Raw genomic sequence first — 21,022 nt, 5'->3', positions numbered from 1 at the left:
GGGAAAATCGCCACGGTGGCGGAACGGTAGCCGTGCTGCGCGGTGGTGGCACAGGCGAGATGCCTCTCGGGTAGGGTGGATCAGGTTGAAACGTCACAATTTGATCACAAGACAGCCGGGGCGTTCTCGATCGGCGCGGACGGTCGCCGTCGCGAGCGCGCCTGCGGGCAGAGAGGACTGCGGAGGCTTTGAAACGTTCTAGCGACAACGCTGTGCGGGCCGCCTGCTCCTGTACAGTGGCGTTCAATCTGTGAGTCACGCGAGTGGAGGGGGCCGCCGAATGTCCAGGGTCGGCATCCGCGACGTCGCGGCGCTCGCAAATGTAGCCGTCGGAACGGTCTCCAACTTCCTCAACCACCCGGACCGGGTGTCCGCTGACAAGGCTCAGCGCATTCAGTTCGCGATCGACTCACTGGGTTTCGTGCCGAGCAGTGCCGGTCGTCAACTGCGACTCGGTGTCTCGAGTGTGATCGGCTATCTCGCGCCAGACGTGAGCAACCCCTATTTCGCCGAGATCGCCGAGGGCGTCGAGCGACGCGCTGACGAGCGTGGAGTCACCGTGTTCCTGGCGAACTCCCATCGCAGCCGGGATCGCGAGGACGCATACCTCAGGGTGTTCGAGCAGCACCGGGTGCAGGGGCTTCTGGTCTCATCGCACCTTCCCGTGGAGGAGCGCCTCGCTCAGGTGCGCAAGCGTGGCACTCCATCCGTTCTGATCGGCCAGAAGGGACGCTCGGACGAACAGCCGTCCGTGTCGTTGGACGACGTCTCGGGCGGCCGGAAGGCGTTGGAGCATCTGCTCGACGTCGGGTGCCGCAGGATCGCCTACGTCGGTGGTCCGCTGGGCATTCCTCAGGTCGCGGATCGCCTCGCCGGTGCGAGCGAGGCCGTGCGCCTGTTCGGTGCAGCGACGATCGAAGTCATCGACATGCCCGACCGTACCGTTCGCGGAGGCCGTGAGGTGGGGGCCGCCTTGCTGGCCCGACCGCCGGAGCTCCGCCCCGACGGGATATTCGCCGTCAATGATCTTCTCGCGTTGGGCATCATGCAGGTGCTGGTGCAGGGCGGCGTCGACATTCCGCGCCAGACGGCGATCATCGGATACGACGACAACGAGTTCGCCGAGGTGTCGCTCATCCCTCTCACCAGCGTGAGTGGCAGGCACGACAGTTTCGGCGGCACGGTGGTCGATCTGCTCTTCGACACCATCGAAGGCCGTGCGATCGCTGATCCCCACCACATGTTCGAACCCGACCTCGTCATCCGTGCCAGCACGGAAGGATTCGGCCGAGCATGACCGTCAGCGTCAGGGAGGTCGCTGCCCATGCCGGCGTCTCGGTGGGTACCGTCTCCAACGTCCTGAACCATCGCGAGCGTGTGGCTCCGGAATCCGTGCGGCGGGTGAACGAGGCGATCGAGGCCCTCGGCTACGTGCGCAACGATGCTGCCAGGCAGCTGAGGGCTGGGCAGAGCACGACGGTCGGTCTCGTCGTGCTGGATGTCCGGAATCCGTTCTTCACCGAGATGGCTCGAGGCGCGGAGCAGGAGGCCGAGCGGCACGATCTCGCAGTCATCCTCGGCAACAGCGACGAGGACGAATCGCGTGAGTCGCGCTACCTGGATCTGTTCGAGCAGCAGCGGGTGCGCGGAGTCCTGATCTCGCCCTATGGAGAGGTCGGCCCCCGACTGCAGCGGTTGCGTGAGCGAGGCACACCGGCCGTGCTGGTGGACAGACGAAGCGCCGATGGCGTGTTCAGCTCCGTTTCCGTCGATGACGAGAAGGGCGGGTGGCTGGCCGGCACGCACCTGATCGAGCGCGGTCGACGCCGTCTGATGTTCGTCGGCGGCCCGGCCGACCTGCGGCAGATCGAGGACCGACGACGTGGCGTCGAGCGTGCGGTGCGTGAACACTCCGGTGTCACGCTCGAGGTCTTCGCGACATCCGCGATGCAGGTCGCCGACGGTCGCGCCGTCGGCGAGGAGATCGCCGGCAGAAAGGCGTCGGAACGACCGGACGGGGTGTTCGCCGGCAACGATCTGCTTGCTCTCGGCGTGCTGCAGGGTCTGCTCCAGTCGCCCGGGCTGAGGGTACCGGAGGACGTCGCGCTCATCGGGTTCGATGACATCGACTTCGTGGCGGCGGCCGTGGTCCCGCTCAGCTCCGTGCGTCAGCCGAGCAGGATCATGGGCGAGACCGCGCTGCGGCTCCTGCTCGACGAGGAGGCGGATCCTGGTCGGCCCGTGCAACAGGTCGTGTTCGAACCCGAGTTGGTGGTCAGGGCGTCGACCGGGCGATGAACTTCTGACGTCCCTCGCTCGATACGACTCTGCCGAAGCTCAGAACTCGGTCACCGTCGCGCGATCTTCGAGGAACGCGATCATGTTCAGCACCAGGAAGTTCCAGTTCTGGAAGTTCCTGGTCATGATGGCCTCGCCGGTGTCGGGGTTGTAGAACTCGTGGAGCGACCCGGTGGTCTCGAGATCGCGGCCGAACAGGGCGACGGTCTCTTCGGCGATCTCGCGGGCATCGTCGAGGAAGCCGTACTTCTGCAGCCCACGGAAGACCAGGTAGTTGCTGATTCCCCAGACCGGTCCGAGCCAGTTGGACGGATTGTTCGACGCGCGCAGGTTGTAGGCCTTCTCGAGGCGAGAAAGGGTGCGGACACCGTAATTCGCGCGGAATGTGCGGGCGTCCTGCAGGCGCTGCCGCATCCGCTCCGCCTGCTCCTGCGATGCGATTCCCGCCCACATCGGGAGGAAGCTCGACCAGTTGTCCACACGAAGAAGCAACGAGGACCAGGACCGCGGCGCGCCGCTGTGCAGCCAATCCTCTGAGTCGATCTCCCGGAAGGCGAGGTCGGCGCTGTAGTACGTGCCGTCGCGCTCATCCCAGAGGTGCTCGTTGATGGCGTCGGCCAGGTCCTGTGCGCGCCCGCGCCAGATGTTGGCCTCCTGCAGACGATCGACGTCCTCGAGCAGAGACCCGTACGCGAGCAGCTCACGATACAACAGGGAGTTGAGGTAGATCGATGCGGTGCTGCGGTCGGGACGGTAGTAGACGGACGGGTCGTTGTCGACGCCGATGGCGAAGTCGGTCTGCCAATAGGCCAGACCGGTCTCGGCATGGATGTGACTCTCGAGATAGCGGTGGAGGAACCGTTCGATCGTCGGGAGGTCGTCGCGGATCCACTCGGTGGTTCCACGGCGGCGGCTGAGCAGTGCGGTCTGCTGAGCGATGATCGGCTTGTGCATGTTCTGCGAGAACCCGGCTGCACGGCTCGGGTCCCCGTGCAGAAGCGGTCCTTCCGGCTTGAGCAGCAGCGGCATGACACCGTCTTCGTCGGTGTGTGCGAGGAAGTTGCGTATCGTGCCTTCCTCGTAGGCGCCGAAACGACCGGTCTGCCCTGATTCGAGTTCGACCTGTCCGAGCACGACGCTGATGAACCAGGAATCCCAGTCCCACAGCGCCGCCGAGTAGTACGGGGAATCCGGCGAACTGGGCACGGTGTACGGATGAGTGAGGACGCCGCTCGGCTCCCGGGTCATCTGCACGGCGTGCTCGAGGATGTGTGTACGCAGTCGGTGCTTCCAGTTGTCGATCATTCGTGCTGTTCCTCTGCGGGGAGCGGGATTCGGGTGAAGGATGCGGGCGGCAGGATGAGCGCGATGGTCTCGTCTTCGACGACGAGGCGCACGGAACGCTCGGCGGTGTCGATGTTCGCGGCGAGAATCGCACCGCCCTCAGGAGTGCGGCTGCCCAGCGCCCATACGAACCCGTCGGGACTGGGGCCGGAGATCAGTTCGGCGGTGTCATCGGCGGCGAGATCGACCAGTTCGCGGACAGCCGCGAGAACAGGCAGATCGGTCCCGTCCGTGTTACGCACCCCGCGCGGGCCCCATTCCTCGAACCAGACAACGGTCGCGACTCCAGGTCGAGCCAGTGCAGCGGCGCTGGCGATCACCCACGCGGCGAGCTCTGCGGCGCGCTGTCGTGGATCGTCGACCCCGGTGAACTGCGCGCCGTATCCCTCGGCGAGATCGATCCGGCTCGGCGCGGGCTGCGGGCCGGTCGCGACGTCGTTGAATCGGGGTGCCAGAGTAACGGGTCCGATGTGGACGGGCAGCCCGGCGGCGCGCTCGATCATCTCGTCCGCGATGAGCCGCTGGATCGCGATGGACTCGACCAGCTGCTCCGTGTCGCGCGAGTGGAACAGGGGAGTGAGGGTGACGACGAGTCCGTCGAGGTCGTCCGGGAGGCGGTGGAACTCGCGGTTCATCTCGGTGAAGTGCGAGCGGCTGCCTCCGACGACGGGTATCTCCCGCCCCGCAGAGGCCAGGGCACTGCGCAACAGCGCAGTGCTCGCGGCATCCGATACATGACGGGCGTCTCCGACCGCGTGGAATGCGGCGATGCGCACGACGGGCCGCCCATCGAGCGCGGCGACCGCCCGTGCGACCTCGTCGGGTGCTTCAGGATCGAGCACCAGTCGCACGTCGAGACGCTGGCCGGTGGCCGCCGCGCGTTCGAGAGCCGCGTGCCAGTTGGTGCTGGCCAGATCCAGTTCGACGAGCAGCTCAGGGCCGAGCGGTGCGAATGCCGGTGCAGGGTCGGGCGCCGACGACGCCGCGACGCCGATGGACGGGAATCGCCCGCCCCCGCTGAGCCGGATGACGGCATCGCCGGGTACGGCATCGTGTGCGTCGGTGTCCGCCTGTGCCGTGATGTGCACAGATTGCGTGATGTGCTCACCTGCCGCCACAGAGTAGGGGAAGGGAAGCGAGAGCGGGCGGCTGTATGTCTTGTACGAGGCGTCGGTCCAGTTGCGGTGGTCCTCCATCTCGAACACGTCTCCGTCGAAGCGGACGCTGATCAGGGTGTCCTCGTCAGACCACTCCAGCTCAGAGATTTCAGTCATGGGCTGGTGCGGGCTGATCCGGAGCGGGAATCGGCTGTGCTCGGTCGTTCCGTCGGCACGACCGACGACGACTTCCTGGCCGGCGATCAGAGGGGGATGCAGTACGACGAGGCCGATGCGATTCGTCAGAAAGGGCTGCGCGGCCTGCAGGTCCATGCCGATCGTGATGCCGCCGTCGACGAGCTCGACGCGAACGCTGCCGATGAAGGCCGCGGGCTCGTCGGAACGGACGGCGAGTTCAAGAACATCACCGTCTGCGACCACGGAATCGACGAGGAGCGGAACGGTGTTCCAGTCGTGGTCGCGGATCACCGCGCGAACGCTGCGCAGCACGCGACGCCCCCGCCAGCGCAGCGCGGCGATCTCATCCTCGCGTCTCTCGAAGCTCCAGTCCCCGAGCCTCCGAAAGTCGCGTTCAGCACGATTCCAGGTCACAGCATTTCCACCTTCGTTCTCGTTCAGCGTCTCGTGACGCCGACGGGGCCGGGCTCGACCGACTCGCGTCGATGCGCGAGTGCGAGATACAGCCTGATGCCGCCGGCGCTCACAGCGTCGTCATGCCCCCGTCGACCGCGAACAGCGCTCCGGTGGCGAACTCGCCGTCGGCGCTGGCGAGGAACACCATGATGCCTTCCACATCGGCCGGGCTACCGGCACGGCCGAGCGGAATGCGCCCGACGATCGCCGTGCGCGATTCAGGATCGTCGGAGATCGTCGAGACGAGCCCGGTCTCGGTGTAGGCGGGAACGACCGTGTTCACCCGGATGCCGTCACCGGCATATGCCGCGGCGACCGTGCGGGTGAGGCCATGGATGCCGGCCTTCGATGCGGAGTACGCCGTGAAGTCCTGCCCTTCCCCGTTGAGGCCGGTGGGGCTTCCGGTGAGGATGATCGACCCGCCGCCGGCAGTCAGCATCGCGCGGACCGAGTGCTTCACGGTGAGGAATGTTCCGGTCAGGTTGATGTCGATCGTGCGGCGCCAGACGTCGAGATCGAGCTCCGCGGCCTTGGCATCCTGCCCGAACAGCTGCACTCCGGCATTCGCCACGACCACGTCGGGGCTCCACCCGGTGGCGACGAGGTCGGTGAACGCCGCTTCGACGGATGCCTCGTCGGAGATGTCGACGACTGCCGCGCGGGCGACGTCGCCGATCTCCGCAGCGACGGATGCCGCGGCATCCGCATCTCTGTCGGCGATGATCACTCGGGCGCCCTCGCGAGCGAAGCGCTCGGCGACCGCGCGTCCGATCCCCGCTCCGGCGCCGGTGACGAGTGCCGTTTTCCCCTCGAGGCGGGTCATCTCAGCGCTCGATCTTGTCGAGGTGGAGCATCCGCGCGAGGTTCTTGTCGAGCTCGTCGTCGCGGAAGATCTTCTTCCAGTCGTCCTTGATGATGCTCTCCCTGCCGTAGTCCATCGCGATCAGGCACGCGTCGCTGAACGGGTTGTCGCCGCGCAGGCCGTTGGCCAGTGCCACCTGCGTGTGACCGTACAGGATGCTGCGCGCAGCCGCCTCCGGAACGCCCATCGTGTTCACGGCCTCCTGAAGAGCCTCGTTGAGGAGATCGCCGATCATGCAGGCGACGGTCTCCACGAGCGTCGGCTCGAGCTGTGCGAGCTGCTTGATCGTGACCCAGTGCACGTCGATGACCGGGGCGTAGATCGCGCGGACCGTCGCTTCGACGATGGCCTTCTTCGCTTCGTCGTCGCTCTCGAACGCGGCGATGGCGTCTTGCGGGGCGGCGATGCCGCCGAACGTGTCGGCCCACTGCTCGGGGGTCTCGCGCTGCAGGAAGATCGACGGATGGCACGGATGCGCGACGGCCTGGATGACGTCGTCGCGAGTGGTGAGCAGCCCGGCGTAGGCGGCGGCGGGGTCGAGCGTCAGCACGATCGCGCCCGAACGCAGCTGCGGAACCAGTTCGGCCGTGACGGGGCCGAGGGCCAGGTCAGGCACGGCCAGCACGACGATGTCGGCGTCGGCCGCGGCTGCGGTTGCGTCCGTCAGTTCGCGCCCGGCGTCGATCGTGCGCTGCCGACCGGCGGGGGAGTTCTCCACGTACCAGACGGTGTGGTCCGTGTTCGCGAGGTTGTCGGACACGCGCATGCCCATCTTGCCGCCCGCGCCGATGACGGCGATCTTGTGGTTCTCGGTCACAGTGTGCTCCTCAGATGTTCCAGTGTGGCGCGGGTCCATTCCCGCTCGGTTCGTATGGTCGTCTCGGCGTCGTCCTGCCACGGCAGCCAGTGCTCGACGATCTCGTTGATGCCGCGCTCACGCGGGCGGACGGCTCCGAGAAGGTGGGCGTAGTCGTGCAGCCCAGATCCCATCGAGGCGCCGCTGTAGGTGAATCCGACCCAGCCCGGCTGGCGGGCGAAGGCGAAGTCCTTCACGTGCACGTTCTTGGTGAGTGCGGCGGTCTGCTCGACGCACGTTCTCGGGTTCTCCAACCGGGCGACGACGTTCGCGGGGTCGAGGCAGATTCCGAGGTGATCGCTGCCGACGCGCTCGACGAGACCGACGAGGTCAGCCGTGGCCAGCTGCTCGTACGTCTCGAGCGCGAGCGTGACGCCCGCGGTCTCGTACTCGCGCATCGTGCGGCGCAGCCAGGTCTCGGCCTCGTGGAGCGAAGGACGGGAATCGGGGCCGTAGAGCATGCTGCGCACCAGGCGCGCGTCGAAGATCTCGGCCAGCTCGAGGAAGGTGCTCAGGTGCTCGGGGACGATGCCTTTCGTGCCGAGCTCGATCGCGAGGCCGAGGTCCCTGGCGGCCTTGGCGGCGTCGCGCAGCTCGGTGTCGGTCATCCGCTCCAGCGGTGCGTAGTCGCAGATCTGGAAGAGGTCGACACCCTGGGCGCGGGTGTCCTCGAGAGCGCCGATCAGGCTCAACGGCTGCGGCACGCGGTCGGAGTGCTGCCAGAAGTAGGCGTATGTGCCGAGGCCGATCATGATCACATTTTGGCAAACCGGTTGACCAATTGCAAGTCTTCTCCTCGCGCTCGGGTAGGTTGAAGCCATGCCCGCATACCCCGGCGAATCGGTCGACGACATCGCGTCCGCGCTGAGTGCTCTGCCCTCTGGGACGCCGGTCTCCGAGGTGGCACGACGTCTGCTCGATCTGTTCACCAGCGGAGCAGTGGCGCCGGGTACGAGGCTGCCCCCGGAACGGCAGCTGTCCGCGACACTCGGCGTCGGGCGTTCGGCAGTGCGCGAAGCGCTCGCCGCGCTCGAGATTCTCGGGATCGTCGATGTCAGGCCCGGATCCGGCACCTACCTTCGCGGACTGGCGAGCGAGCTTCTGCCGCAGACGCTGCGCTGGGGGCTGCTCATCGGCGAACGCAACACCGCGCAACTGCTGGAGCTGCGCGAGGGGCTGGAGATCTACGTCGCCCGGCTGGCCGCTGCGCGGGCGGATGCCGCGGTCATCGCTCGGCTTGACGAAGACGTGAAGCGGATGCGCGAGACGGTCGCCGATCTTCCCGCCTTCGCGAAGGCCGACCTCGATTTCCACCATGCGCTCGCCGAGGCTGCCGGCAACGAGACGTTGACCGATCATGTGCACGTCATCCGCTCGCTCCTGCAGGTCTACGCCGATCGCGCGGTGCACGATTCCGCCGAGGCGGAGCGGGCGGTCGCAGAGCACGAAGCGGTGCTGGCGGGAGTGCGCCGAGGCGACGGCGACGCTGCCGCGTCCGCGATGGCCGTGCACATGGCGACGGCGACAGCGCGGCTGCTGGCCGACTCGCAGGAGTGAGAACGGCCGGTTCGTGACACTCGTTCCGACCGGTTATGATGGAGGAGCGCATCCGTGCTTTCGAGTCGGATGTCTGGAGACGTCGCATAGTCCGGCCTAGTGCACCACCCTGCTAAGGTGGAGACCTCGCAAGGGGTCCAGGGGTTCAAATCCCCTCGTCTCCGCCACAAAAACCGCTGGTCAGAGGTTTATTTTGTGACTGGATGAGCGCAGTCGCGCCCACGTCTGATCCAGAATCTGCGGTCCAGTGTTGATGTAGTGTTCGGACTCTTTCTGAGCGGTCCGCGGCTGTGACCCTGTGGACCTGATCCTTCGCCGAGAACGTGCGCGTAGATCTTCAACTCCGTTCGTGGGTCATCGCCGAGATGCTCCACCGTTGCATGGGCAGGCGTTAGTAAATGAAGCCAAGCTGGCTGGCGTAGGGCGTGGCCGACGAAGCCGATGTGGAATTCACCCACGGCGATCCGCAGCGCTCCCTGGGGATCAGGCGCTTCCGCGGCGGACGATCGTGGCGACGGCGTGGGAGACGGAATCTGCGCTGGCACCGTTGTCGCCTGCGAGGAACCGGTCTGCGAGGGCGAGGCCGGTTTGGCGGCCATCGATGGTCATGCTGGTGAGCGGTGGAGTGAGGAACGGAGCAAAGGGCGTATCGTCCACGCCCATCACAAGCACATCGCCAGGCACCTGCTTGCCCAGACGATGCATCGCCGCCAGCACGACGCTGGCCACCTCGTCGTCGAACGCGCAAATACCGGTTACGGCATCCGAAGCGACTACGGGGCCGAGAGCTGCGAGCGAACTCTCGGCATCCATCTGCACTTTCACCGGCGTTGGCGCCGTCAACCCACGCGTTTTGCACACGGTGGCAACTCCGATCGCACGAGAACGCGCCATGGGCGAACGCGGATTCTCGTCGCTGGGCATTGCGTACACGAGGCGTTCGGCTCCGCGGTCGATGAGGTAATGCGCCTGCATCTCGCCGATCTCCTCCTCCCACGGTCGGGGGTAGCTGGCGTCGCCCTGCCCCGAGGAGTACACACGCGGAACCCCGGCCGCGTGGATCGCCGCTTTGAACTCCGGATCCAACGCGATCAGCGCGAGCACTCCGTACGGGCGGATCTCGGCCACCAGAGCTCGTAAGGCCTCCGACGTGCTGTATTGGTGTGTGACGGGGACGAATCCGGCATGTGTGAGACGGGATGAGATCGCTGACAGGAAAGGATCGGTGATGAACCCAAACAGTGCCGGTTCGGTGACGATAAGGATGATGCGAGAATGGCCGCGGCGGAGGGATGCTGCGGCGGCGCTGGGAACGTATCCCAGCTCTGCAGCAGCCGCCCGGACGCGTTCTTGAGTGGAAACAGGGATCGTCTGGCCGGGGGCGTTGTTCAATACGTAACTGACGGTCGCGCGAGATACGCCGCTCAGTCGTGCGACGTCTGCTGCAGTGGCGCGGCGCCCCCGGCCCGCGACAGTTACCTCACTGCTCGTCATCTCTATAGTGTGCCCCAGCAGCCACACGATCGCATGATCGAACTTTCACGATTCAGTAACGCTCGGTTAGTCTAACTTGCACGATTAAGTTGAGTCAGCTACTTTGAGTCTGCACGGCACCCGCGTCATTGAAGATTCGCCGTTGTGCCGGTTCGACTACAAAGGAGTATTTGATGAGAGCACTGACATCGCGGCGCGCCCGCCTCAGCTCGATCGCGGCCGCCACGGCCACTTTCGCTATCGCGTTGACTGCGTGTTCCGGTGCACCCACCGGAACACCATCGGAAGCCAAGGACTACTCTCAGCTGCGGCTGGCGAGTTCGACTGCGCAGGCGTCCTGGGACCCGGCGCTCCAAACAAGCGCGTTCGATGGAATCTGGCAGTGGACCGCCGTCTACGACACGCTGCTCACCTGCAATGAGGACGGCTCGGTCGGCCCCGGCGCCGCCGAGGACTTCGCCTTCAGCGACGAGAACAGCAGCCTCACGATGACGCTGCGCGACGGGATGACCTTCGAAGACGGCACGCCGGTGGACTCGACGGCCGTCAAGGCATCTATCGAGCACATGCAGACCGGCGGCGGATCCGGCGCAGTGCGTGTCGCAGGGCTCACGGTAGATGCGCCCGATGAGCGGACAGTCGTCGTGAAAGCCCCGGCACCGCGCGGCCTGCTGGCGACCTACATGTGCCTCAGTCCGGGTATCGTGGCTTCCCCGGCCGCCATCGCATCGGCGGATCTCGATGCCGTGCCGCTCAGCTCCGGTCCGTACACCTTCGATGCAGCCAATTCGACGAGCGGCTCCGTGCTCACCTTCGCCAAGCGCGACGACTACTGGAACGCTGACGCGTACCCATACGACGAAATCGTCGTGACGATCATGACGGACGTCACCGCACGTCTGAACGCGCTCAAGACAGGTCAGGTGGACGGCGCCACGTTGTCGGCGCAGACCTTCGCCGAAGCCGAGGCATCCGATCTTTCCGTGGTCAGCTGGGTCGACGCGACCAACGGCATCATCATCTTCGATCGCGACGGCACCATGGTGCCCGCTCTCGCCGAACCCAAGGTGCGGCAGGCGCTGAACATGGTGTTCGACCGTGAAGGCATCGCGAAGGGGCTGTTCCAGGGATTGGCGGATCCGACGACGCAGATGTTTGGACCTGAGACCGAGGGCTTCATCGCAGATCTCGACCACGACTACGCCTACGACGTTGCCACGGCGAAGAAGCTCATGGCCGAAGCCGGGTATGCCGACGGCTTCACGATCGAGATCCCGTCGCGCACTCCGCAGACTGATCAGGCCAACCCTCTCATCGTGCAGCAGTTCGCGGAGCTGGGGATCACCGTCACCGAGACGCCGATCGCCGGTGCCACAGCCGTGCCCGAGCTGCTGAGCGGACGATTCCCGATGACGTACATCAGCATGCCGCTCTCGTCCGGTTTGTGGAGCTTGCAACAGGCAATCAGCGTTGACGCGACCTGGAATGTCAAGCACAACACCACGCCGGAACTCGCCGCTCTCACCGACGCCGCACAAAGCGCGACCGGTGAGGAGTTGACGACCACGCTGCAGGAGATCAACCGATACGTCGTCGAGAACGCATGGTTCATCCCGTGGAACAACCGCACCGCGTACTTCGGTACGGCAGGGGATATGACGGTGACCGGCACGCCTGATCCTTATTTCCAGGTTCCCCAGCTCAAGTCTTTTCAGTAATCACCGACGCATTCACAGAGGAGGTTCGCCGATGGTCGGTTTCGTCGCCAGACGTGTGGGATTCAGCGTGCTGCTTGCGCTCGGAGTGTCGTTCGCGACGTTCGTGCTCGTCTTCAGCAACGGAGCCGCCATCGCGCGCACCATCCTCGGGGTGGATGCGACCGACGCCCAGGTCGCGGCGAAGGTCGCCGAACTTGGCCTGGACCGTCCGGTGATCCTCCAGTACATCGAATGGGTCCTCGCGGCAGTCCGTGGGGACCTGGGCGCCAGCTACTACACGGGGGAAGCGGTGACGACGATCATGGCCAGCCGAGTTCCGGTGACGCTGGCCCTCGTCGGCATCGCGATGCTGCTGACAGCGGTGCTCAGCGCCCTGCTCGGCGTCGCGAGCGCCGTGGCCGGGGGGTGGGTCGACCGCGTGCTGCAGGTCGTCGCGCTCATCGGAACAGCGGTTCCAAACTTCATCGTCGCCATCGTGTTGGTGATGACTCTCGCCGTCAGCGCGAGACTCTTCCCTGCTACCGGCTATGTGCCGTTCACGGAGAGCCCCGCGCAGTGGGCACTCAGCCTGTTCCTGCCGGTCACCGCTGTCGTTATCGCTTCTGTCGGGCCGGCTTCGCAGCAATTCCGCGGCGCGGTCAAGGACGTGCTGGAGAAGGATTTCGTTCGCACTCTGCGTGCTCGCGGAATGCGATCGGGGCCGGTGATCTTCGGACACGTGTTCCGCAACGCGGCGGGGCCAGGCATCATCATCCTCGGCCTGCAGATCATCGTCCTGTTGGGCGGGGTCGTCGTCATCGAGCGGGTCTTCTCGCTGCCCGGTGTCGGTGAGCTCACAGTGACGAATTCCCTGTTGGGAGACATCCCGATCATCATGGGCTGCGTCCTCTTCATCATCATCGTCGTCATCATCGTCAACCTCGCTGCGGACTTGGTCAACGCCGCCCTCAACCCGAAGGTGAGGCAGCGATGAGCGAAGCCGCAGCCGTACCCGTCTCGATCGACCCCACCGCACCGGGCGCGCAACGCCCGTCCCGTCGGCTGCTGAGTAACCCACTCGGCCTGATCTCCCTGATGCTGCTCGCGGTGATCGTCCTTGCCGCGGTGCTTGCTCCCTGGATCGCGCCGTTCGATCCAAACGCCACCAAGATCGAGCTCACCAACGCGCCACCTTTCACCGGCGGCTACATCCTGGGTGGAGACTCGGCCGGGCGCGACGTGCTGTCGCGTCTGCTGTGGGCTGCGCGGGGAACCCTGCTCGCGAGCATCGTCGTGCTCCTCGTCTCCGTCTGCATCGGCGCGGTCGCCGGTCTGCTGGCCGGTTACTACGCGGGCGCGATCGAGGGCGTGGCGAACTGGGTTTCCGACGTGCTGCTCGCCCTGCCTGGCGTCGTGCTGTTGATCGCGCTCTATGCGGTCATCGGCCCGAACATCTTGCTCGCAATGGCGATCTACGGCGTCATGGTCGCCCCGATCTTCTACCGCCTCACGCGCAGTGTCGTCGCCTCTGTCCGGGGGGAGCTGTACATCGATGCTGCGAAGGTCTCCGGCTTGACCGACACGCGGATCCTATTCCGGCATGTTGTGCGCGCCGTGCGTTCGCCGATCATCATTCAGAGTTCGTTCATTCTCGGTGCGGCCGTCGGTATCCAGGCGGCCCTGGAGTTTCTCGGTCTCGGGAGTCCACAGGAGCCTTCGTGGGGTGGGATGCTCGACTTCGCCTTCCGCAACATCTACGTCGCCCCGACCGGGGTATTGTGGCCGGCGCTCGCGGTCACAGTGACCGTGCTCGCCTTCGTGCTGCTCGGCAATGCGTTGCGCGATGCTCTCGATCCTTCGTCCAAGCGCGTCATTCTCTCTAATCGTGCGGCCCGTGCCCGGGTGGCCGCGGCCTCGCCGGTGGAGGGTGTTCGACGTATGCCGTCGACAGATGCGATTCTGAGCGTTCGTGGTCTGCGGGTGGCATACCCGACGAATGGTTCGGCCCTCCGCGAAGTGGTGCACGGTGTGGATGTGGAGGTGCGTCGCGGCGAGATCGTCGGACTTGTCGGAGAGTCCGGCTCCGGCAAGTCGCAAACGGCGTTCAGCGTCCTCGGCGTCCTTCCCAAGAACGCCGTCATCGTCGGTGGCTCGGTCCGCTTCGATGGCGAGGAGATTCTGGGCAGGCAGGCGGCGCTGCGTGCCGTCCGCGGAACCAAGATCGCTTACATCCCTCAGGAGCCGATGACGAATCTGGATCCCACGATGACCATCGGAACCCAGATGCGGCGCTGGCTGCGTGCGATCCGGAAGGTCTCACGGTCTGCGGCGGATGCACGCATTGTCGGTCTCTTGCAGCGGGTGGGAATTGCAGACGCCGAAGAGGTCATGCGCAAATACCCGCATGAGATCTCCGGCGGGATGGCTCAGCGCGTGCTCATCGCCGGAGCAGTCGCCGGCGATCCCGAGCTGATCATCGCCGATGAGCCGACGACCGCACTGGATGTCACCGTGCAGGCGGGTGTGCTCGACCTGATCAGGGACCTGCGTGATGAGAGCGGCCTTGCGGTCGTGCTCGTCACGCACAACCTCGGTGTCGTCTCCGACATCTGCGATCGCGTCGCGGTCATGAAGAACGGCCGGATCGTAGAGGACTCGCCGACGACAACGTTCTTCGCCGGTCCTGAAGCCGCCTATTCCCGCGAGCTGTTGCACGCGGCATCCGAATTGCATTGAGAGACGCGCAGATGTCAGACCCAATACTCGAGGTCGAAGACCTCCATGTCGAGTTCGGCCGACGCGGTCGGATCACGCAGGTCATCCGCAGCGTGGACCTGAAGATAGCGCAGGGCGAGACCCTGAGCCTCGTCGGCGAGTCCGGTTCCGGAAAGAGCACCATCGGCCGGGCGATCCTCGGGCTAGCACCGATCTCCGCCGGGGTAGTGCGATTCGCCGGAACCGACATCACGCATCTGACGCGTCGTCGGCGCCGCGTCAGCGTTGTGGGGCTTCAGGCGATTTTCCAAGACCCATACTCGTCGCTGAACCCCGCGATGACGGTGGAGGACATCCTCATCGAGCCCCTGGTGGTGCGGGGTATCAAGGATGCGCGATCGCAGGTGAAGGGACTACTGGACGGCGTGCATCTGCCGGCCGACTCCGGCCGGCGCCTGGCCAGTGAGTTCTCCGGAGGTCAACGGCAGCGCATCGCGATCGCGCGCGCCCTCGCGCTGAGCCCTCGACTGATCGTCTGCGACGAACCGACGAGCGCGCTGGACGTGTCCACCCAGGCGCGGATCCTCATGCTTCTGCGTGAGCTGCAGGATCGGACCGGCGTCGCTTACCTCTTTATCAGCCATGACCTCGGGGTGGTGCGCAGTATTAGCGATCGGATCGCCGTGCTGCGGCACGGCCGCATCGTCGAAACCGGACCAACCCGGCAAGTGACCGAGGCTCCGCAGCACCCGTACACGCGCGCACTCTTGCTCGCGACACCGGTCACCGACCCTGCCGAGCAGGCCCGGCGCCGCGCGGCGCGACATGCTGGCGGTCTTGGGGAGGCGGAGCAGGATGACGCAGTCTGAGTCCCGGTTCGGACCCTGGGACGGTGAGTGGATCAATGCCACTCAGGCTGTCGCCGACGGCCTGCATCGAATCGGATTCCGCCGTGACTTCACGCTCGCTGACCCGCCAACGACCCTCCCGCTTCGCATCAGCGCCGACTCGCGGTACGTGCTGTGGGTCAACGGGCAGGAGATCGGGCGCGGTCCAGTGCGGGGGCAGCCTTACCGTTTGACCTACGACGACTACGACATCGGCGCAGCGCTCGTCGAAGGGCGCAACACGATCGCCGTCCTCGTCACGTTCTACGGTCACGACAACGCGATCTGGCAGCGGGCGCGCGTGGCCTCCGGCCTCGGCTCCTCTGCTTGCCTGATCGTCGACCTGCCCCACGCCTGGGCTGCGCTCGCCAGCGGCCCCGCGTGGACAGCGCAGCCGATGACGGCGTGGTCAACGCTGCCAGGGGCAGGGATTTTGGCATCGCTCCCTGTGGAGATCGTCGACCAACGCGAACTCGACGATGATTGGCTCCTGCCGACCGGTGACGCGACTGGGTTCCTGAGCGCTGTCCCCGCGCAGGTGCTTCACCCGGGTGGGTCGCGTCGTTCTCGCCCGCCCGCCTACCCCTACGGCGCACTGCGACCTCGAGGCCTCGCACGACTGGACGGTGATCTCGTCTCGCCCACGTCTGCCACCCTGGTGCGTCCTGGCGAGCAACCGTCAAGGCCTCCCATCGACTCCGTGCTGGTGGCGCTACACGGTGTCACGGCAAAGCATTCGACCACGAAACCTGTGCACCATGCCGCGCCAGACGACCCCTCCCTCTGGCAGTTCGATTTCGGTCGAGTGCTCTCGGGGTTCGTCGAGTTCGCCTTCGATGCCCCTGCAGGCACCATGTTCGATCTTGCATACCTCGAGCGTCCCCACGATCCGGCCCAGGATGCCCGGTATGTGCCGCGCGCTGGGGCCAGAGTCATCGCGCGCGGCGGGCCGGGACGATTCCGTGCGCTGGAGACGAACGGGGTGCGCGTCGTGGCTGTGCTGGTCACTCCGCCACTGTCCGCCGCCGTCCGGATCGAGGAACTGGGTGTTCGCGAACACTTGTATCCCTTTGCCCCGGGGGCATCCTTCGCCTCCAGCGACGCCGACCTTGAGCGGCTGTGGCACGCGGGGGTGCGCACGGTGCAGGTGAACTCTTCCGATGCCTTCACGGACTGTCCCACTCGCGAGCAGCGCGCCTGGACCGGTGACGGGATTGTGCACCTCGACGTGCATCTCGTCGCCAACCGGGACTGGCGCCTGGCCGAGCGATACCTCGATGTGTGCGATTCTCCACGCGCCGACGGGATGCTGCCGATGTCGGTTGCGGGTGACATCGAATCCGACTCGGGATACACGATCCCTGACTGGTCGCTGCATTGGCTTCACGGCCTGTGGAAGTATGCCCGAGCGAGTCACAAGCTCGATGTGGTGCGCGCACACCTTCCCACCGCTGAACGGATTTTGACCTGGTTTGAGCAATACGCCGACGCGGACGGCGTGCTCGCTGATGTCCCCGAGTGGGGGCTGGTCGACTGGGCGAGTGTTTTCACCTCCGGACGCAGCGCGATCCTCACCGCCCTCTGGGTGCGCGGTCTCCGCGAGTTCGCCGAGCTCTGCGACGCGCTCGGCAACGGGGGCAGCGCACGGTGGGCACGCGACCTGGTCGTCAGAACCGAGATCGGGTTCGAGTGCTTCTGGGACCCTGACCGCGCCGTGTACGTCGATCACATCGTGGATGGGAGACTGATGCCGGCCGTCTCGCAGGCGGCCAATGCCGCGGCAATCGTCGCCGACTTGGGGCCCGCCGGACGGCGGGGGGCGCTAATCTGCCGTATCACTGACGAATCTCACCTCGTCTCGCGCGGGTGGAACGCGGCATCTCCCGAGCGGACGCTCGCGCAGAAGGTGCAGGACCGCGTCGACGGTGTGCAGCAGATCGACTGGGATGTGCGGCGCGGGATCATACGCGCGGAACCGTTCTTCTCGTCCGTGGTGCACGATGCTGTGGCGTATGCCGGTCGTGCCGACATGCTTCCACGTCTCCTGCGCAGATGGTTACGTTTCCTTGTCGACGGTTACGACACATTTGGCGAATGCTGGGAATGGGGGACCCCCGCGCACGGGTGGAGCAGTACTCCCACGAGCGACCTCGTCACCCACGTGCTCGGCATCGCGCCGGTCGGTCTGGACACCGACGCGTATTGGATCGCTCCGGCAGTGACCGGGATTGAATGGATACGAGCGACCGTTCCGACTCGCGCGGGGCTCCTGAGCATCGAACTCGCCGGCGGACAGCTCGTCGTGGACAGCCCACTTCCCGTGCGAATCCAGACTTGGAATGGTGAGGTTCTGGCGCTTCCCGCGGGCGAGCATCGGATTGACCTGTCCGCGGCATCGAGCTCAGGCGAGCCCATTCACGAGCGGGCATAGGAAGGATGATCCAGTAATGACCGCAACACAACCGACAACGTCGCGACCGAACGTGGTGGTCGTCTTCGGCGACGAGTGGCGGGCGCACAACGTGGGGTACGCCGGCGACGAGATCGCCAGAACGCCACGGATCGACCGGCTCGCGGAAGAGTCGATCGACTATACGCAGGCGATCGCTGGCCAACCCATTTGCTGCCCGTCGCGAGCGAGCTTCCTTACCGGCCAGTTCCCGTTGCAGCACGGGCTATACCTCAACGACGTCGAGCTCACACCGACCGGGCCTACCTTGGCGGAGGTGTTCCGGGAGAGCGGCTACCGTACCGGATACATCGGTAAATGGCACCTCCATGGCAGCCCCGAAGGGCATTACGAACGTCGGTCGGCGTTCATCCCGCCTGAATCACGACACGGATTCGAGTACTTCAAGGCGCTCGAATGCACGCACGACTATAACCAGTCTGAGTACTACGCCAACGACGACCCGACGCCGCAGTACTGGGAAGGATACGACGCGTTCGCGCAGACCGACGATGCGCTGGGGTTCATCGAGGAAGGTCCTGGACAGCAGCCCTACTTTCTGATGCTGTCATACGGTCCGCCTCATTTCCCGCTGCAGACAGCGCCCGAACGATTCCGCGCGCTCTACGAGGACGTTGAGATCCCGTTGCGCCCGAACGTTCCCGGTTGGGCTGCCGAACGCGCAAAGCACGATCTGCGCGGGTACTACGCCCACATCGCCGCCCTGGACGAATGCGTTGGCCGCTTACTCGATGGCTTGGATCCAGACAATACGATCGTCGTGTTCACTTCCGATCACGGTGACATGCTCTGGTCGCAAGGACTCGAGCACAAGCTCAATCCGTGGGAGGAGTCCGTGCGAGTGCCGTTGCTCGTGCGCGTGCCTGGGCACGAGCCGCGCATCTCCACACAGCTGTTCAACAGCGCCGACCTGATGCCGACAGTGCTCGGGTTTGCCGGGCTCGAGATCCCGACAACTGTGACGGGGAGCGACCTCTCGGCTTCAGATTCCGGTCCGGCTACGGCCTTCCTCTGCGCGCCAGCCGTCTACACGAGTATGCGGCGGAGCGGCCTTGAGGAGTATCGCGGCGTGCGAGATGCACGCTACACCTACGTGCGCACGCTCACTGGCCCATGGCTGCTGTATGACAACGTCGAGGATCCATTCCAACTGCGCAATCGTTGCGGTGATCCGGCGCTCGCCTCCGAGCAGCGGCGGCTCGAACAGGAGCTGGGATGGTGGCTCACCCGGCTAGAGGACGAGTTCGTCCCTGGGGAGCACTACATTCGTCGCGATGGGCTGGAGCACTTCTTTGAGGTCAATGAGCCGCTCGGGTTCAGTGGAACCGACGATTGGAGGTCGCCGAACGCCCGCGGCAGGTATTTCTCGATCGACAGCCCCCTCAGCGCTATCCTCGCCCACGAAGCCGCGCGACTCATCGTCGACGAGCTTGCGCCTCGTGCTCTCGCGTCGGAGACCCCACTGCACGAGCGCCGCTCCATCCGCCTCCTGGCCATGGCCGAGCCACACCGCTTCCCACGCCCAGGGTTGGAGGAGCTTGACGAGCGACTTCTCGCTCTCGGCGAGCGTTCCATCGACTACTCAACGTCGGTGGCCCTGCCTGCCTGGCCCCCGAGCGTACGCCTCACCCCACTTGAAGGAGTCTGATCCGTATGAAGCCGAACGTCTTGCTCATCGTTGCCGATCAGCATAGGGCTGACTGCCTGGGAGTCGAAGAGCGCTACCCCGTGAAGACGCCGAACCTCGACGCGCTCGCCGCCGGTGGGGTGCGGTTCACGCACGCGTTCACACCGATTCCGCTGTGCACGCCTGCCCGAGTATCGCTGTTGACGGGGTTACGGCCGGAATCGGCCGGCTATCTGTGGAACTACGATCTGGGGCCGCGAATTCCTGCCGTCGACCCGGACTCCGATGTCTGGCCAAGGACATTGGCGGATGCTGGCTATCGCTCACAGTACGTCGGAAAGTGGCACGTGCATCCCGACCTCGACCCCACCGCGTTCGGCTATGACGAATACGTGTCGTTGGATGACTATCTGGCGTGGCGCGAGAAGGAGCACCCCGGGAACACCATGCCGCGGCATGACTGGGACGGTGTCATTGATAAGTTGCCGACCTCCGAAAGCAGAACGCACTGGCTAGCATGCAACACCGAGCGCTTCATCCGCGAGGCTTCGGCGCAGGACGGGCCATGGCACGCTCGCCTCGACTTCGTCGAGCCACATCTACCGTGTCAGCCGACCGAAGACTTCGCCCGACGGTATGCGTCGGACGACATACCCGCGTGGGGCGGCTTCGCCGACCCCCTGAGGAACAAGCCCTACATCCAGCGCCAACAGTTGGTGAGCTGGGGGGTGGACGGGCGCGCCTGGAAGGACTGGGCCCCAATCGTTGCTCGTTACTATGCCGTGATCGAGCAGATGGATGATGCCATTGGTCGAGTGCTTGCGACCCTCGACGAGACAGGTCAGGCCGAAAACACCATCGTGATCTACACCGCCGATCACGGAGACATGTGCGGCTCACACGGAATGATGGACAAGCACCACGTCATGTACGACGACGTCACCCGGGTGCCCCTTATCGTCCGCTGGCCGAACCGCCTCACTACGCCCGCCGTCGTCGATGCATTCGTCTGCAACATGCTCGACCTACCGCCCACCCTGACGTCGCTCTTGGAGCTTGCCCCATTGACCGCGCAACACGGCGCCGCGATCTTCGTGCCGGGCACCGAGGGCCTACCGATCTCGGACGAAGTGTCGAATCGCGATCACATCATTTCGACTTACAACGGTCAACAATTTGGATTGTTCACGCAGCGGATGATTCGCTCCCGGCAGTGGAAATATGTGTGGAACCCAACGGATATCGATGAGCTATACGACTTGGAAGGCGACCCGTTCGAACTGGAGAATCGTGTTTCCGACGAATCATTGTCGGGGCCACTCGCCGTGCTCCGGCGAGACCTCTATCACCAACTGGTAGCCGACGGCGATCGGATCATGACGAGTCCGTGGGTTGCTCGGCAGCTCTTGGAAGGACGCAAGATTGGCGTCGACGCACCTCGACTTTGACTCCGCGCGATGTTTC

At 65.3% G+C, this 21,022-nt stretch carries 16 protein-coding genes, 1 tRNA gene and 1 pseudogene; 11 read left to right on the top strand and 7 right to left on the bottom strand.

Translation table 11 applies throughout. The annotated features are described in order from the left end of the window. Nucleotides 1-280 precede the first annotated feature (280 nt). Together ACNPNP_RS13510 and ACNPNP_RS13505 are read left to right on the top strand one after the other, a co-directional pair. A complete protein-coding gene (locus ACNPNP_RS13510; RefSeq protein WP_448966550.1) occupies nt 281-1,297 on the top strand; it encodes a LacI family DNA-binding transcriptional regulator in 1,017 nt (338 codons plus the stop codon). After that, on the top strand, nt 1,294-2,298 hold the full coding sequence (locus ACNPNP_RS13505) for a LacI family DNA-binding transcriptional regulator (RefSeq protein ID WP_448966549.1): 1,005 nt from the start codon (nt 1,294-1,296) through the stop codon (nt 2,296-2,298). The genes ACNPNP_RS13510 and ACNPNP_RS13505 overlap by 4 nt, the downstream gene beginning before the upstream one ends. Nucleotides 2,299-2,337: 39 nt before the next feature. On the opposite strand, the gene ACNPNP_RS13500 is transcribed toward ACNPNP_RS13505, so the two are convergent. The 5 genes from ACNPNP_RS13500 to ACNPNP_RS13480 all read right to left on the bottom strand — a co-directional run bounded on the left by ACNPNP_RS13500 (nt 2,338) and on the right by ACNPNP_RS13480 (nt 7,863). Beyond that, the gene (locus ACNPNP_RS13500; protein ID WP_448966548.1) at nt 2,338-3,603 is read right to left on the bottom strand and encodes an MGH1-like glycoside hydrolase domain-containing protein; all 1,266 of its coding nucleotides are present in this window, start codon (nt 3,601-3,603) and stop codon (nt 2,338-2,340) included. Next, nucleotides 3,600-5,351 (bottom strand): D-apionate lactonase family protein, encoded by a 1,752-nt coding sequence (locus tag ACNPNP_RS13495; protein ID WP_448966547.1) that lies wholly within the window; start codon nt 5,349-5,351, stop codon nt 3,600-3,602. The genes ACNPNP_RS13500 and ACNPNP_RS13495 overlap by 4 nt, the downstream gene beginning before the upstream one ends. A 109-nt stretch (nt 5,352-5,460) precedes the next feature. Then, on the bottom strand, nt 5,461-6,216 hold the full coding sequence (locus tag ACNPNP_RS13490) for an SDR family NAD(P)-dependent oxidoreductase (RefSeq protein WP_448966546.1): 756 nt from the start codon (nt 6,214-6,216) through the stop codon (nt 5,461-5,463). Between the two features lies 1 nt (nt 6,217). Beyond that, nucleotides 6,218-7,111: a phosphogluconate dehydrogenase C-terminal domain-containing protein gene (locus ACNPNP_RS13485; protein ID WP_448966545.1), complete on the bottom strand. Its 894-nt coding sequence runs from the start codon at nt 7,109-7,111 to the stop codon at nt 6,218-6,220. After that, the gene (locus tag ACNPNP_RS13480; protein WP_448966544.1) at nt 7,069-7,863 is read right to left on the bottom strand and encodes a sugar phosphate isomerase/epimerase family protein; all 795 of its coding nucleotides are present in this window, start codon (nt 7,861-7,863) and stop codon (nt 7,069-7,071) included. The genes ACNPNP_RS13485 and ACNPNP_RS13480 overlap by 43 nt, the downstream gene beginning before the upstream one ends. Before the next feature lie 67 nt (nt 7,864-7,930). Between ACNPNP_RS13480 and ACNPNP_RS13475 the strand changes: the two genes are divergently transcribed. After that, nucleotides 7,931-8,668: a FadR/GntR family transcriptional regulator gene (locus tag ACNPNP_RS13475; RefSeq protein ID WP_448966543.1), complete on the top strand. Its 738-nt coding sequence runs from the start codon at nt 7,931-7,933 to the stop codon at nt 8,666-8,668. Between the two features lie 75 nt (nt 8,669-8,743). Then, nucleotides 8,744-8,835: transfer RNA gene (locus ACNPNP_RS13470), tRNA-Ser, on the top strand. A 316-nt stretch (nt 8,836-9,151) separates the two neighbouring features. Here the strand turns inward: ACNPNP_RS13470 and ACNPNP_RS13465 are convergent. Together ACNPNP_RS13465 and ACNPNP_RS13460 are read right to left on the bottom strand one after the other, a co-directional pair. Further along, on the bottom strand, nt 9,152-9,796 hold the full coding sequence (locus tag ACNPNP_RS13465) for a substrate-binding domain-containing protein (protein ID WP_448967252.1): 645 nt from the start codon (nt 9,794-9,796) through the stop codon (nt 9,152-9,154). A 237-nt stretch (nt 9,797-10,033) separates the two neighbouring features. Then, nucleotides 10,034-10,162: pseudogene (locus ACNPNP_RS13460) on the bottom strand (LacI family DNA-binding transcriptional regulator); the annotation flags it as partial. A gap of 173 nt (nt 10,163-10,335) precedes the next feature. Here ACNPNP_RS13460 and ACNPNP_RS13455 point away from each other — a divergent pair. Genes ACNPNP_RS13455 through ACNPNP_RS13425 form a run of 7 tightly spaced genes read left to right on the top strand, consistent with a single transcriptional unit; the run spans nt 10,336 to nt 21,006 of the window. After that, nucleotides 10,336-11,880, top strand: a complete 1,545-nt coding sequence (locus ACNPNP_RS13455) for an ABC transporter substrate-binding protein (RefSeq protein ID WP_448966542.1) — start codon at nt 10,336-10,338, stop codon at nt 11,878-11,880. A gap of 31 nt (nt 11,881-11,911) precedes the next feature. Continuing rightward, on the top strand, nt 11,912-12,853 hold the full coding sequence (locus ACNPNP_RS13450) for an ABC transporter permease (protein ID WP_448966541.1): 942 nt from the start codon (nt 11,912-11,914) through the stop codon (nt 12,851-12,853). Continuing rightward, nucleotides 12,850-14,595: a dipeptide/oligopeptide/nickel ABC transporter permease/ATP-binding protein gene (locus ACNPNP_RS13445; protein WP_448966540.1), complete on the top strand. Its 1,746-nt coding sequence runs from the start codon at nt 12,850-12,852 to the stop codon at nt 14,593-14,595. The genes ACNPNP_RS13450 and ACNPNP_RS13445 overlap by 4 nt, the downstream gene beginning before the upstream one ends. After that, nucleotides 14,592-15,443 carry an ATP-binding cassette domain-containing protein gene (locus tag ACNPNP_RS13440; RefSeq protein WP_448966539.1) on the top strand — a complete coding sequence of 284 codons (852 nt, stop codon included), beginning with the start codon at nt 14,592-14,594 and terminating at the stop codon, nt 15,441-15,443. Before ACNPNP_RS13445 ends, ACNPNP_RS13440 begins: the two co-directional genes overlap by 4 nt. Beyond that, nucleotides 15,430-17,892 carry an alpha-L-rhamnosidase-related protein gene (locus ACNPNP_RS13435; protein WP_448966538.1) on the top strand — a complete coding sequence of 821 codons (2,463 nt, stop codon included), beginning with the start codon at nt 15,430-15,432 and terminating at the stop codon, nt 17,890-17,892. The genes ACNPNP_RS13440 and ACNPNP_RS13435 overlap by 14 nt, the downstream gene beginning before the upstream one ends. 16 nt (nt 17,893-17,908) lie before the next feature. Beyond that, nucleotides 17,909-19,579: a sulfatase family protein gene (locus tag ACNPNP_RS13430; RefSeq protein ID WP_448966537.1), complete on the top strand. Its 1,671-nt coding sequence runs from the start codon at nt 17,909-17,911 to the stop codon at nt 19,577-19,579. 5 nt (nt 19,580-19,584) lie between these two features. Beyond that, entirely contained in the window at nt 19,585-21,006 is a 1,422-nt protein-coding gene (locus tag ACNPNP_RS13425) for a sulfatase family protein (protein ID WP_448966536.1), read from the top strand. Nucleotides 21,007-21,022 lie beyond the last annotated feature (16 nt).

Source organism: Microbacterium xerophyticum (genome assembly GCF_053543555.1).
The sequence above is the reverse complement of the archived record's forward strand: the minus strand, read 5'-3'. Positions and strand labels throughout refer to the sequence as shown.